This window comes from Mucilaginibacter sp. P19, assembly GCF_050632265.1.
GTDB classification, from domain to species: domain Bacteria; phylum Bacteroidota; class Bacteroidia; order Sphingobacteriales; family Sphingobacteriaceae; genus Mucilaginibacter; species Mucilaginibacter gossypii.
Map to the genome: position 1 here is coordinate 4,055,891 of NZ_CP192586.1, position 13,564 is coordinate 4,069,454.

Genomic DNA, 13,564 nt, shown 5'->3' on the forward strand with positions numbered 1-13,564 from the left:
AAAAATGAAAAAGATATATCTATATACATTAGCAGGCGCGTTCACCTTTTTGGGCGCGGGCTGCAATAAGCTAAAGGATTTTGGCGACGTAAACAACAATCCTGCAGCAACAGTAACGCCTATCCCTTCGGCCTTGCTATCAAACGTTGAGGCAAATTTGGGTGGTTATGCATCAACCGGTACCGAGGCAATAAGCGGTGGCCAGTATGCTCAATATTTTACTGAAACGCAGTATTCAGGTACTTCATTGTACAACCTGCCTCAAAACGGGTTTACAGGCAATTATGCAGGTAATCTTAATAACCTGCAGCTTATCATTAACCAAAACCCAAGTAAAAACATGGTTAATGTGGCTAAAATACTGCAGCAATATATTTTCTGGATAGTAACGGATTCGTGGGGCGATGTTCCTTACAGCGACGCACTCAAAGGGGCGGCTAACATATTGCCTAAATATGATTCCCAGGAAACCATTTATAAGGGCATACTTACCACGCTGACTACGGCTATAAATTCGTTTGATTCATCGCCAATAAGCGGTGACATCATTTATGGTGGTGATGTGGCATCATGGAAAAGAATGGCAAACTCCCTTAAATTGCTTGTTGCAATTCAAATGTCAAAGGTAACCGCTTCTTCTTCCATCGCATCTGCGGCAACCAACGAAGCTATTACCCCAGCTAATGGAGGAGTAATAACTACTACCGATCAAAACTTCAAACTTCAATATCCTGGAGGTAATTACAAAAGCGCATGGTGGAACCTGTATAACGGACGTAAGGACTTTGCCGAATCAAAAACCCTTACCGATTATACCGCGAGCACCAGCGATCCGCGCCAGGCAGCTTTTGGCGGCGAGAGTGAGCAGGCGGGTAACGTTACGACATCAAATATTGGCGTTCCATACGGCTTAGCGCGTTTAGCGGTGACCTCTTTTACCGACGCTAACCCAAAATGGGCACGTGTTTTACGCGGCGACTTCAGGCTTGAAAACGGATCAGTAACCCTGATCACAGCTGCAGAGGTGTGGCTGGCAAGGGCCGAAGCTGTAAACCTGGGCTGGATCACTCCAACAACATCTGAAACAGTAGCCATCGATTTCCAAAATGGTATAGGTGAATCGTTCGTACAGTGGGGGCTAACATCTGCTGCGGGTAAAACTTTCGCACAAGGCTTAGGCACACCTAACATTCAGCTAATTTCAACTCAGCGTTGGGTGGCAAGTTACCCTGACGGCCATATGGCCTGGGATATCTGGAGGAAAAGTGGATACCCAGTACTTACGCCTGCTCCTGATGCTACAAACGCATCAAAGCAAATTGTAAGGAGGTTTGTGTATGCTACTTCAGAGTACAATACCAACGGCGCAAACGTTAGCGCGGCAGTTACACGCATGGGCGGCGATACTCAGGATACAAGAGTTTGGTGGGATGGTGGTAAATAATCATTTTAAAAATTGACACAACATGAAAAAGAACATATTCAATAAATATTTGCTTGTTGCCTGTATCGGATCTGCGATTGCTTTTTCAGGCTGCCGGAAAGAAACCATTGCTGATAAGGTTGGCGGGCAGGCTATGGACAATGGCAAGTCGTTTGTCGGCTTTCCAGACGGTCTTGAACAACAGCATTTCTTTGATCCATTCACAAACATTAAAACTGTTGATGTATTTTCTATCAAACGCGACGCAAAAAGCGCTGCTGATTTGCAAAAAGATCAAACTGTGGTCTTAAAAGCAATTCCAGACGCAATTGATAAATACAACGAAAATAACGATACGGAGTATGAATTACTGCCAACAAGTCTGTATACAATAAGCAGCACCAAAGTTACTGCCGGAACTTCGGGAAACCTAAATGCTAAATTTGCTCCTGGCGACTTCCAGAACTATTTTACCATCAAATTAAATGGAAGTAAATTTGATCTGACAAAAAAATACGCGCTTGCTTATATAATCAGTGACGCTGCCGGTTTAACCGTCCATGCTGAAAGCAAGGACACGCTATACACCTTCTTCGCTATCAAAAACAAGTATGATGGTGAATACCACTCAACTGGTATTTTTCACCATCCTGTGAATGGCGACCGAGCAATTGATCGGGATAAAATCCTTACTACAGCTGGTGCTACAGCCGTAAGCACAGAAATTGGTGATATTGGCGGATCAATGACCCTGACTGTAAATGAAGCTACAAACGAGGTAACCGTTTCTGGTAATGTTAGTGCAACCCAACCGTTATTACCTGTTGCCGGGAAGAAAAGCATTTATGACCCTGCGACTAAAAGCTTCATACTAAATTACAGGTACCCAGCCGGTACAGGTGATCGTGTTATTGAAGAAACTATCAAACACAAATAATAAAAAATCAAAAAAGAGCCGTTTTGCATTGCATAATGCGGCTCTTTTTATATCCTGTTACATCACATAATTGATGACATACTGACCTTATTAAACTAAACAAATCCGTATTGAATTGGGGTTTTAACAATTATTATAAAACACCAACACTTTTAACTGCAGCTTCGTTCTTTTAGTTAATAGTTACAACAAGAAACCGTACACAGTAAGCTCGTGTACGGTTTTCCCTATTATATTCGGTTGTCAGAAATTCGGATCAAAATTAAAACAGATCGGGTTTGACAATCCTACCATATTACCGCTCAGTGCTGCTGATTGCGGCACCTGAGGGTAAGGTGTAGACGGCCCTTCTACCGTCACCCGGTAATAAGTACGGCCGGCTATTGCCGGTGTATCGGTAAATTCAATCATGGGCATTTTTCCTTCCATTTTAAAAGCACCAAACGGGTTGCCGTTTTTTACCACATTGATAGTGTAGGTAGTATCCTTTATACTGTTCCCGGTTAACTGAACTTTAAATTTAACCGGCTTACCTGTTGCCTTTACATTATCCCCCATCATCATATCCATTTTATCGTCGCCATTTAAATCAGCATAAAACTCAACACGGGGAGCATATGGGTTTGAACTTATGGATACCCGTCCGTTGGTTAAGGCGTCAATAACGGCTTGCTTAGTACGTGCAGTTGCAAATACCCAGGTAGTAGGCGTTCCTGCATAATTGGCTTTAGCCTGGTAAGTATTAGGGCCTGGTTTTTCATCCCCTACAGGCACGCCGTGATGAGCATCGCTCCCTCCCCTGCCGGTTAGCTTTCGGCCCGATGAAAGCATATCATCCCAGATCATGATCGCATTGGCATTTTTTGACCAGATGGCCGAATTCCATACTTCGATAGAATTAACCATATCATACGAATACCCAAAATGATCTTTACCGCTGGGATGGTTTGCCGACAGGTGAATACCAAGTTTATTCTTTATGCGCCCAACAACAGTATCACGCTGATCGCGCACATCGTATAACTGCTGATGATTATAAGGCCTGGCCGAAAAGGCGTTGCCGTGGCCGCGGGTAGTTGTCCATTCGGCAGCGTAAAGCAGCAATACCGAATCTGATTTAAACTCCGGATCAGCCCAGGTATTGTGGGCTACGTCGCCTTCTACATGATTATCGTGATCGGTAATAGCCAGGAAATCGATCCCTACCAACTTGCAAAAAGTAATGATCTTGCTGATTGAATTATTTGACGACTCCTTGCTATGCCTGGAGTGCATATGCAGCTCGCCTTTAAGCCAGATACCCTGACTGAGACTGGCCGGCGGCGGCAGTGTACCCAGCGGTTTTTGAGCCCAGGGGTTTACATGGGCCGATTGCCCCAATGCCGAACCGCTGATGCAGCCCGCAACCATAATTATTAAACCGGTTTTAATTAACAGTCCAATGTTCCTGTTAGTGGTTAGTACCATAAGTAATTTTGTCGATCTTTTTATTTTGTAATACTTTCGGCAGCCAACTTAGCCCACTCATGTTAGCTCACCGTTAACAGGAACAAATGATATAAAAATGTGACAGTGAAGCAAAAATTGAGGTGTCCGCTTTAATTTTTATTTGACTGAAAATTAAAGCTAACATCCCGCAAAACATTTGTAATTTAGGATTAAGCGATTTAACTCAACAAATTACACCTATGAGCAACCCGACAACAACACGCTGGCCTAGGCTCGATTACCATGATCTTAAAGATACCCTTGCAAGTGTTCATATGTGGACTCAAATCATTGGTAAGGTAAGACTAAAACAAATGCCCTGGATCAATCATTCATGGCAGGTAACCCTTTATGTAAGTTCAACCGGTCTAACTACCGGAAGTATGCCATTTGAGGGCGGCGTTTTCCAGATAGATCTTGATTTTATCAGTCATACCCTGAATATATCCACCAGTACCGGAGAAAAACGATCGTTTGGGCTCGGTACCGGAAGCGTGTCCGCCTTTTACAGTTCCCTGATGAATAGCATTGCTTCAGTTAATGCAGGCGTAGAAATATATGCAGTGCCGAATGAAGTGGAGCCGGCTATTCCTTTTGCCAAAAATCATACGCCATGTAACTATAATGCTTCCATTATGCATGATTACTGGCAGGCGCTGGTAAGGATCCATAATGTTTTCACAGAGTTCAGGGCCGGGTTTCAAGGAAAAAATAGCCCGGTACATTTCTTTTGGGGAGGATTTGACCTGGCGGTCACCCGCTTTTCGGGCAGGCCTGCACCAAAACACCAGGGCAGCGTTCCCAATATGCCCGCGATAGTAATGCAGGAAGCCTATTCGCAGGAAGTAAGCTCATGCGGCTTTTGGCCAGGCTCAGATGCCTTCCCTCATCCCGTTTTTTACGCATATTGCTACCCTACTCCCGAAGATTTTGCCAAACAGCAAGTATCGCCTCCCGAAGCATTTTACAGCGGGGAAATGGGTGAGTTTTTATTGACCTACGAAGTTGTTTCCCGATCGGCCGACCCGGAACGGACTCTGCTTCAATTTTTGCAATCCACGTATGACGCCGCGGCTAAAACGGGTAATTGGGATAAAGATCTGCAATGTGATTTGTCGGCATTAAAGAACGCATGAGATAAACATTGAGAGGACTCTTTCGACAGACCCTGAGGAAGCTGTTCTAAGAACCTGGAAATATATTTCAATTTGGTATTATGCAAATTATCATTTAACTTTATTTAGCAATAATTATTTGATTATGAGCCAATTTCCAGATCCTGACGAAACCCCAACCCCTGAAGAAGACAGTGGAAATATCCCTGATATATGGGATATCAAAACATCAGGCAAGGGCCGTGTGGGCAGGTCAGACATTAACCTTGATGAGGCCATGCCTTGTGCCGAAGACAGCGAGCCCTATTTGGAAGGGGATATAGATACCCCCGGTTTATGGGATGATAACGACCTGTCATCGTCTGATCAGGCGGATTATCTGGGAGCGGAGTAGTCAGGAAGCTATAGTTGCAATAGCAAAAGCTATCCCCATAACTATGGGCGAAAAAAATATTGCCCGTAAACAAAGTACGTAAATATTCCATCTATAATCGTTTTTCTTTGTGTTTTGCTCAATCCGTTCCTGGTAATTGATGATCTCAACTTTGTAAAACCTCAGGATCCTTTCATCATCAGCAATATCCTTATGGAAAAATGCCTTATCAAAGTATACTTTGGGATTTGTACCTGGCAAAAGATATTCACTTGGGGTTAAGCCTTGCAGTACAAACATTAAACCTACTATCAAAAAATAAAAGATCCCTACAATTGCTGTAAACAACAAACTATCCAGGTGAGGTGTATCCTTCCATTTTCCGATAGCATAAGCCACAAGACCAATTAAAACACCTGAAACCAGGGTTAATAATCCGTTTGATCGTTCATAAATACCCTTTGCAGTTTCTATGGTGTAGTTATATGATTTTTCGGCCTGTTCAAATATGAACTTTGCATCTTCCAGGGTCAATTTATTGAGCCATTCCTTTTTTCCTGCCAGTAGTTTTCCATATGGATACTTTTAACCTAATTTAAACTAAATCCGGCGTAATCCATACAAAATCAACTAAATACAATTTAATTCGCCTCGTGTACTGGCGTACCCCAATAAAAAAGCCCGGCGCTTTTTTAAGCAACAGGGCTTCGTTCTTTTATATTTGGGCTTCTATTAGTTAGGCATCAGCACAGTATTAACTACATGGATAACACCATTTTTTTGAAACACATCGGCAATGGTGACCCATGATTTATCACCTTTTTCGTCGACAAGGTATAGTTTTTTGCCTTTTGCCATAACAGTAAGTGTACCGCCCGCTACAGTTTTTAGTTCAGCTTTCCCCATACCTGCCTTAACTTTAGTCCATAAATCTGCCGAGCTTAAACGGCCTGCTACTACGTGATAAGTTAGGATCTTGGTCAGCGTTGCTTTATTCTCTGGTTTTAATAAAGTTGGAACGGTCTCTTTCGGCAGTTTACTAAATGCTTCATTAGTTGGCGCAAAAACGGTGAACGGGCCCTCGCCCTTTAGGGTTTCAACCAGGCCCGCTGCCTTAACAGCGGCAACAAGTGTAGTGTGATCTTTTGAATTTACAGCATTATCAATAATATCTTTGGTGGGGTACATAGCCGCGCCGCCTACCATTTTGGTTTGAGCGTTGACTTTAGGGACTACTGCAAAAGCTACTAATGCAAAGGCCGCGATGATCATTTTTTTCATAAATTATTATTTCAATTAGTTTGGAAGAAACTACGATTCACGGCAGCTAACAGATTTACAATCAATCAAAAATACACACAAAAATCTAATTATCAACAAGTTAATAATACCCTATTTTAGAGTAAAGCTAAGTTTTCGGCATAATAAACAACTCACCTGTTTATTACATGCATTTCCAATCCGGGGCGTTCACAATTACGTTTATAATTGAAACCAGCAACAACAAATGCTCACCGAAAAACTTATAGCCAACAGGATCCGTACAGTAAGGCAAGAAAAAATTACACTCAGTTTTACGTTGCCTACAAGCTCAACGTATCACAAAACACGTTCAGTAAAATTGAATTAGGAAATGTTAAACTGACCCTTGCCAGACTCATTGATATAGCAAAGGTTTTGGAAGTTGATTTGCATGACTTTTTAAAAGAAGAGCATTTGCATATTATCGCGAGGTAAAACTTTCCCTGGAGCTATTGGGCTCTCCAAGTTGCTTATTTCTATTTTCCAGGAAGATCAATCATATATTTTCGGAATATGACTTTGACCGCGGAATCTTCAATAAATTAAGCCTGGCTATTAACACTTCATGAAAAACACAACGTTGATTTACCGTGTACTGCCCGACTCGCTTTATCTGATATTCGGGCTCAATTACTTTTTACATTTCATAACCTATCAATCGCTTCACGCAGGCAAAGCAGTGGCTTTCATAGCACGCCCAAAGGCAAGGGATATTTTTTATCCTATGCAAAATGTCATACAAATAGTTAGCGGACTATCATTGATATTTAATCGTTACGCGCCGTTTTCGACCGTTGTATTATTCCCGGTCAGTTTAAATGCTTTATTGTTTCATACGTTTTTAGTGCGACATCGGGCTGGCTCATGGGTGTTACACTTGCAGTACCTAACCTGCTGCTGGGTTACGCTACCGTAAGTATTACAGCAGCATGTTTACCATGAAGGCCGTTGGGGAATAAATTATTTTGATAATATCAATATTCCTACACACCCTTTAAAGCCTGTGCTATCCAAATTGGAATCAGCTTCTTTCTTTCCTTTATCATCGTTGTAAATTCGGCGGCATCAAAATAGCCTGCCTCCAATTGCCTCGGTCGCACAAGAAAAGGGAAAACAATCATACCGGCAATATTCCACATCAGGTTAATGGGATGAAATTTCATGACGCCATCGGCCTGCAATGCATAAAGCTGCCTGGCAAAAACAGAATCGGTTAATGTCTTAATTTTTTCGACCATGGGCAAGGTGGTGTGCCCTGCAAGCACTTCGTTTACCATAAAAAATGGAAAATCAGGATTTTCTAAAAGCTGGTCGATATAATACCCTACGCAAATCTCTATCTTTTCAATAGCGGTAGAAGCCTCGTCGTTTAAAACCGGTTCAATTTTATCAAAAAGCTTTTTTATGGTTTCGTCCATGATAAACTCAAAAAGATTTTCCTTACTGCGGAAATAATAGTTAACCGATGCCACGTTGGTATTGGCCTCGGTAGCTATGTCCCGTACAGTAGTTGCCAGGAAGCCCTTTTTAGTGAAGATGCTCCTTGCAGCATTCAGTATTTTTTCTTCGGTTGTTGTTTCGGCTATTGTAGTCATGGATGATATATGTTTCAAATTTAGTCATTCAAAAACATATATCATCCGGGGCTGATTAATGTGTATCAGCCACAGCCTTTTGCCCTTTTACAATCGGCGCTAAAAATATCAGCGGAATGGCTGCCAGCATCACCCAACCAACCACAATGTAAGCGTCGTTATAACTTAGCAGTGTGCTTTGCTTGTTTACAGTACCGTCAATAGCGGCATAGGCCATTTTTGAAGCATCAAAAAAAGATTTCCCTTTAGCCATAAACCCGTGCAAAAGTGCGTTATATCTATCGGTAAAATAGTTATTATACGGATTGATATTACTTAACAAGTTATTGCGGTGCGTTGCCACGCGGATATGGATCAGCGTATTTAACCCGGCAATACCAAACGAACCGCCAAGCTGACGCATCATATTATTTAAGCCGGTTCCCTGCCCTATCTCAGCCCCCTTTAAGCCACCGATGGCAATAGTAGTAAGCGGAACAAAAAGGAGTGACAAACCGATCCCCCTGATAGCCAAAGGCCAAAAGAAATCGCCGGTACCTGATACCAGCGTCGAGCCGCTCATAAACCAGGAGAAAATGAAGAACAATATCATGCCCCCCACAGCCATAAACTGTGCAGGTAAACCTTTATTAAGCATAATACCCACAAAAGGCATCATCATAATGGTGAACAAACCACCCGGCAGCAGGATCTCGCCGGTTTGCTGTGCCGAAAACCCCAGCAGGTTTTGACAAAAAACCGGAAAAACGAACTGCGACCCATACAAGCCAACACCAAGTATAAAGGAAGTAACCATCCCGGCCGAAAAGCTGCGGTGCCGCATGATCTTGAAATTAACAATAGGATGATCGGTGCTTAACTCACGCCACAAGAAAAGCAGCAGGCCGATAACCGCTGTACAGCTGAGTACAATAATATAAGTAGTGGCAAACCAGTCTTCATCCTCTCCCTTCTCTAATATTGTTTGTAAACTTCCTACCGTAATTGCTAACAAAGCAATCCCCCACCAGTCAATAGGTTTGTCCTTGCCATCTCGGGATGTCACTTTTACGTACATCACTGTAAATATCGATGCAAGGATGCCTACAGGGATATTCACGTAAAAGATCCAACGCCATGCCGCATGGTCTGTTATGTAACCACCAATTGTAGGGCCTATGGTTGGCCCTACTACTGCGCCCAATCCAAATAAAGCTGTTGCAGTGCCTAACTGTTCTGCCGGCCATGTTTCAATCAGGATAGCCTGTGATGTTGAAAGCAAACCGCCACCTGCTAAGCCCTGTAAAATCCGGAAAGCAACAAGCTCCGTAAGACTGCTGGAATTACCGCATAAAAACGAGGCAATGGTAAATACAATGATGGACGTTAAAAAATAGTTTTTACGACCGAAAAAACTACTCAACCAGCCCGACATGGGCAAAATGATAACGTTTGCTACGCTGTAACCCGTAACTACCCAGGCAGCATCAGTTATGGTGGCCCCAAGGTTACCCTGAATTTGAGGAATGGAAACGTTAACGATGGTGGTATCTATTAATTCTAACAATGAAGCAATGATTACCGTGATGGTAATGATCCACTTTTTAAATCCTGACTCGGCCATTTGATAAATTTTTTTGTCTTAAATAATGGCACAAATTAATCAATCGTTTGATTAAAACATTTGTTTTAAATATTTGTACAAATTATTACTATGCAGTGACATGATAATTAATATTAGATAGAAAGGCAGGAGTAGTTGGATTCTTTTGGATAAATAGATTAAGGCTGTATAAAAATTAAACAGACAATCCTTACCTAAGAATTGAAATCTAACCGATAATATTTATTCAAAAGGGGGTTAACATGTTTCCGGAAAAAAACACACAATTAAATGATTATTAATCAGATATGCAAAACAACCCTAAATTGTGTTAACCCTGTTAACCCTTCTGTTAGTACAGTCAATCCAAAACTATATATCGCTTAAGAATCTGAGTAAGGCAAAAAAAGAAGAGGCTGATCATGATTTATGATACAGTAAGTACTCACCGGAGATTTCATTGATTTTTTACATCATTTGCTACAAGCAGAGCACGTTGTTCTCCTACGAATACATCGATCAATCCAGAGTATCAAAAATCACTGAAGCTTGCCCGAAATTGGGATGTGGTGGGCCCATTATTTTCCGGCTTTAGGGCACAGAAAAAAATTAAGGCTTGTTAAAGAATTCACCAAAATGCCAGAGGATTCCGGAAGGGTCATGTAAAAAACATTCCCTACCCCATTGCTCTACACGGATTGGGGTTAATCTTACGCCGGCATATTTTGCAGGCAGATCAAGAGCCAGCAACTCGTTCCAGTAGCGGGCAACATCATCAACTTCCAGAAACAACATGGTGTTATCAACCCAATCTTTAACGTAAGCGTTCTGAAGATAAAATGCCAGCTGACCTGTCTTGAACACCGACATATTGGCATCCAGTACAACCTCTTCAAATCCCAGGTCGCGATAAAAACTTCGCGATATTTCAAAATCTTTAGCGCCGATGAATGGCCTAAGCGATATAGCTTTGTGTTGCATAGTGTAGTTTAAATTTGAGCAGGCAACCTGCTAAATAAGAAGCAAGTTGCCAACTAATTAAACACGAAGATACTTTATAACCGCTGGTTTTCAAGCAGCTTCAGACTTCTTCCTCATCTTTAATTTTTTTGCTGAGATAGAAAAGTAACCAGTGATGCAAATTCATCATATGATAATGCATTGGCAAGCCCAACAGGCATCATAGATGTTTTCAGTTCCTTCCTGGTAATCACATCGCTGGATTTAATGGTAAATACATCTCCGGTAATGTTTCTCATCACTATTTTTTGGGCAGACTCATCTGTAATAAATCCCATATAATTTTTATTCCCTTTAGCTGTGATCATCACAGTGGCAAATCCCTGCGAAATAGAAGCGCTGGGTTTTAAGATGGATTCGGCAATTTGCTGGCGGTTCATGATAGATCCTATCTGTCCCATAAACGGGCCTTTTAATTTTTCGCCACGGGTAAGGCTATGGCAGGCTACACAACCTTGCTGCGTAAAGAGTGCCTTTCCTTTCTTTGGATCTCCTTTAACTTTGGCTAACATTAACATCACATCTTCAATAGATGAATTACCGATCTGCCCTTTTTTGTTCAGGATCTTTGACAAATCTACTTTAATCTCTTTTGTTGGAACACTTTTTTCCTCGCCGCCAAAAGCCGTGATCCCCATTTGGTGGCGCTCATTCAGGTCAGCATAAAATTGCTTGCCGGCAGCGCCTGCTTTGCTTCGTTCAAGCGTCAGGAACTTCTCGATACGAGCCGAGCCACCCCAGGTTATACCCTTATAAATTGGGCCATGTGAATCGGGCCGGGTTCCCCACCACCAGGATGCATCATAGGGAGCTTCCTGCTTATAAAGGCGTGCCAGGGTTACCAATATTTGTTTCTTTGTTTTTACATCTTTGATTTTGGGATAAGCGACAATCAAACCGTTTACCGCTTTAGTATCGTACATATACCGCAATGCCCATAATGCTAATGTCGAATTGGTAGTTCCAATTGCACTAACGCATTCATCAACCGCATTCATGCTTACAAGTGCCCTCACAGCCAGATGGGGCAGTATTATGGCCGAATTGGGCGTGGCGTGCGGCCCTTCGGTATTTTTAGCAGGTGCTGCAAAACTTGCAGGAACTTGCGTTTTAAGCAATTGAGGAGCGGCTTCTAAACGGCCAAGACGACCCAAACCTATAATTGCCGCAGCTTTCACGCGCGGAGACGGATCTTTCAGCCCGTTCAAAAAGGGAGCTATTGGCACTTGTGCTATTCCTTCTTTCCTGTCTGTTAAGGCTCGTAATGCAAATTCCCTCAGAGCATTATCCTCCGTAAGTTGTACAAGGTTAGCTATTCCGCTCTCCCGGGCAATTTGTCCGTAAGTAAAAAGAGCAGCCACCCGTGCATATAAAGCAACACTCGCATCTGATGCTATGGCAAAAGCTGCCTTGCTGCTTTCGTCAGCCGGCCTGGTAATAAGTTCCTGTGAAGCATTTAATCTCGCCACTGCGCTTTCTGATTTTAACATATTGGCCAAATCAGCTACGGCCAGCGCTTTAACATCAGGAAATGCTTTATAGTTCCATCCATTAGGTATGGCCCTGATAACATAGCCCTTTGATGCACTGCCCGAATATCCCGCGCCATCCCAAGCTGAAAGATAAAGCCGCCCCGAACCATCAACATCAAGGTCAGTGATCTGAGGTAGTTCAATAAACGGTTCCTCAGTTTGTTTAAAACTGGCACCATCTGGTTTTACCCTATTAATATAAAGTTCGCTCCGTCCCCAGTCGGCCGTCATAGGTACATGGTTATATTTTTCGGGCCAGGTAGGTTCATCCATAAATAGCGAACCTGTGCCTGAACCTCCGCCCAAATCAACCAGGGCGGGCAGAATCTCATCTGTAAAATGCTGAAATAATAAGGGGTAACCATATTCGCCCGATTGAATATGATGCGAAAAACGGATGTTCCATCCGCCGCCATCATTGGTATTGTCTCGGGTAAATACATTCATGTACGGATCTATAGCAACATCATAAATATTGCGGGTACCATGAGTATAAACCTCCATTTCTTCGCCATTAGGCCTTACCCTTATAATGCCGCCGCCAAGCATGGTCAGTTTTTTACCATCGCGGTCGGTAGCATCATGAAAGCCGAAATCGCCAACAGCTATGTAGATCCATCCATCAATCCCCATACGGATGCCATTAGTGGCATGGTCTGTTCCGCGTTCAACCAGCATGTGAGCATTACTCAGGTGCTCGACGAGTGGTTTTGGCGGCCCGTCGGCTATGCCATCATGATCTTTATCTTCAAAAACTTCAAGGATCATACCAGTTGCCTTAAGAGTTTCTTTTGAAAAAACTGTATGAAGCACAAAAACCTGGTCGCCCATGATGAGTATACCGCGCGGATCATCAACATCAGCAAAATCTGTATGTTTATCTAACTTACCATCATTATCGCTATCGATAAGTTTAATTATCCGCCCTTTTCCGGGGTCTTTACCCAGCGAACCAATCATATCAACGCCAACAAACACCTCGCCTGTGGCAGCCACAGCTAAACAAGCCGGACTTGGTGTAAGCTCAGGTCCGGCAAACCTGGTGATTGTAAAGCCGGCTGGCCAATGGAGCGAATCGCTCTTAGAATGACTTTGTCCTCGTATTGAAGCCAAAGTATTTGGTTTAGTGGGTCCCGCTTCGTTACTGCGGGTATTTGCAAAATATTTGAACGTCAAAAAGAAAGATAAACAGAGGAA

12 protein-coding genes are annotated in these 13,564 nt (G+C 42.7%); 5 read left to right on the forward strand and 7 right to left on the reverse strand.

The window, feature by feature from the left end; genetic code table 11:
* Nucleotides 1–4: 4 nt before the first annotated feature.
* Complete coding sequence (locus ACQ86K_RS19620) at nt 5–1,444, forward strand: SusD/RagB family nutrient-binding outer membrane lipoprotein (protein WP_091162463.1); 1,440 nt, start codon at nt 5–7, stop codon at nt 1,442–1,444.
* 22 nt (nt 1,445–1,466) lie between these two features.
* Entirely contained in the window at nt 1,467–2,360 is an 894-nt protein-coding gene (locus ACQ86K_RS19625; RefSeq protein WP_091162462.1) for a BT_3987 domain-containing protein, read from the forward strand.
* Between the two features lie 243 nt (nt 2,361–2,603).
* Here the strand turns inward: ACQ86K_RS19625 and ACQ86K_RS19630 are convergent, their stop codons facing one another.
* The gene (locus tag ACQ86K_RS19630) at nt 2,604–3,827 is read right to left on the reverse strand and encodes a CehA/McbA family metallohydrolase (RefSeq protein WP_091162460.1); all 1,224 of its coding nucleotides are present in this window, start codon (nt 3,825–3,827) and stop codon (nt 2,604–2,606) included.
* A 221-nt stretch (nt 3,828–4,048) separates the two neighbouring features.
* On the opposite strand from ACQ86K_RS19630, the gene ACQ86K_RS19635 reads away from it, so the two are divergent.
* Together ACQ86K_RS19635 and ACQ86K_RS19640 are read left to right on the forward strand one after the other, a co-directional pair.
* Nucleotides 4,049–4,984: a DUF5996 family protein gene (locus tag ACQ86K_RS19635; protein ID WP_176844332.1), complete on the forward strand. Its 936-nt coding sequence runs from the start codon at nt 4,049–4,051 to the stop codon at nt 4,982–4,984.
* Nucleotides 4,985–5,108: 124 nt separating this feature from the next.
* Complete coding sequence (locus tag ACQ86K_RS19640) at nt 5,109–5,357, forward strand: hypothetical protein (protein ID WP_091162456.1); 249 nt, start codon at nt 5,109–5,111, stop codon at nt 5,355–5,357.
* Here the strand turns inward: ACQ86K_RS19640 and ACQ86K_RS19645 are convergent, their stop codons facing one another.
* Both ACQ86K_RS19645 and ACQ86K_RS19650 read right to left on the reverse strand, forming a co-directional pair.
* Nucleotides 5,358–5,870: a hypothetical protein gene (locus tag ACQ86K_RS19645; RefSeq protein ID WP_431198599.1), complete on the reverse strand. Its 513-nt coding sequence runs from the start codon at nt 5,868–5,870 to the stop codon at nt 5,358–5,360.
* Nucleotides 5,871–6,068: 198 nt separating this feature from the next.
* Entirely contained in the window at nt 6,069–6,617 is a 549-nt protein-coding gene (locus tag ACQ86K_RS19650) for a fasciclin domain-containing protein (RefSeq protein ID WP_091162452.1), read from the reverse strand.
* A gap of 207 nt (nt 6,618–6,824) precedes the next feature.
* Between ACQ86K_RS19650 and ACQ86K_RS19655 the strand changes: the two genes are divergently transcribed.
* On the forward strand, nt 6,825–7,073 hold the full coding sequence (locus ACQ86K_RS19655; RefSeq protein ID WP_431198600.1) for a helix-turn-helix domain-containing protein: 249 nt from the start codon (nt 6,825–6,827) through the stop codon (nt 7,071–7,073).
* A gap of 548 nt (nt 7,074–7,621) precedes the next feature.
* On the opposite strand, the gene ACQ86K_RS19660 is transcribed toward ACQ86K_RS19655, so the two are convergent.
* The 4 genes from ACQ86K_RS19660 to ACQ86K_RS19675 all read right to left on the reverse strand — a co-directional run bounded on the left by ACQ86K_RS19660 (nt 7,622) and on the right by ACQ86K_RS19675 (nt 13,480).
* The gene (locus ACQ86K_RS19660; RefSeq protein WP_143020668.1) at nt 7,622–8,251 is read right to left on the reverse strand and encodes a TetR/AcrR family transcriptional regulator; all 630 of its coding nucleotides are present in this window, start codon (nt 8,249–8,251) and stop codon (nt 7,622–7,624) included.
* Nucleotides 8,252–8,288: 37 nt separating this feature from the next.
* Nucleotides 8,289–9,836 (reverse strand): DHA2 family efflux MFS transporter permease subunit, encoded by a 1,548-nt coding sequence (locus ACQ86K_RS19665; protein WP_091162446.1) that lies wholly within the window; start codon nt 9,834–9,836, stop codon nt 8,289–8,291.
* 588 nt (nt 9,837–10,424) lie between these two features.
* Complete coding sequence (locus ACQ86K_RS19670; RefSeq protein WP_091162444.1) at nt 10,425–10,796, reverse strand: glyoxalase; 372 nt, start codon at nt 10,794–10,796, stop codon at nt 10,425–10,427.
* A 119-nt stretch (nt 10,797–10,915) separates the two neighbouring features.
* Nucleotides 10,916–13,480, reverse strand: a complete 2,565-nt coding sequence (locus ACQ86K_RS19675) for a DUF7133 domain-containing protein (RefSeq protein ID WP_218134329.1) — start codon at nt 13,478–13,480, stop codon at nt 10,916–10,918.
* Between the last annotated feature and the right edge of the window lie 84 nt (nt 13,481–13,564).

Excerpts from the sequence above, each read along its gene's own strand:
- ACQ86K_RS19665 (WP_091162446.1), bottom strand. The coding sequence starts at position 9,836 with ATGGCCGAGTCAGGATTTAAAAAGTGGATCATTACCATCACGGTAATC.
- ACQ86K_RS19640 (WP_091162456.1), top strand. The coding sequence starts at position 5,109 with ATGAGCCAATTTCCAGATCCTGACGAAACCCCAACCCCTGAAGAAGAC.
- ACQ86K_RS19635 (WP_176844332.1), top strand. The coding sequence starts at position 4,049 with ATGAGCAACCCGACAACAACACGCTGGCCTAGGCTCGATTACCATGAT.
- ACQ86K_RS19625 (WP_091162462.1), top strand. The coding sequence starts at position 1,467 with ATGAAAAAGAACATATTCAATAAATATTTGCTTGTTGCCTGTATCGGA.
- ACQ86K_RS19670 (WP_091162444.1), bottom strand. The coding sequence starts at position 10,796 with ATGCAACACAAAGCTATATCGCTTAGGCCATTCATCGGCGCTAAAGAT.
- ACQ86K_RS19620 (WP_091162463.1), top strand. The coding sequence starts at position 5 with ATGAAAAAGATATATCTATATACATTAGCAGGCGCGTTCACCTTTTTG.
- ACQ86K_RS19650 (WP_091162452.1), bottom strand. The coding sequence starts at position 6,617 with ATGAAAAAAATGATCATCGCGGCCTTTGCATTAGTAGCTTTTGCAGTA.
- ACQ86K_RS19630 (WP_091162460.1), bottom strand. The coding sequence starts at position 3,827 with ATGGTACTAACCACTAACAGGAACATTGGACTGTTAATTAAAACCGGT.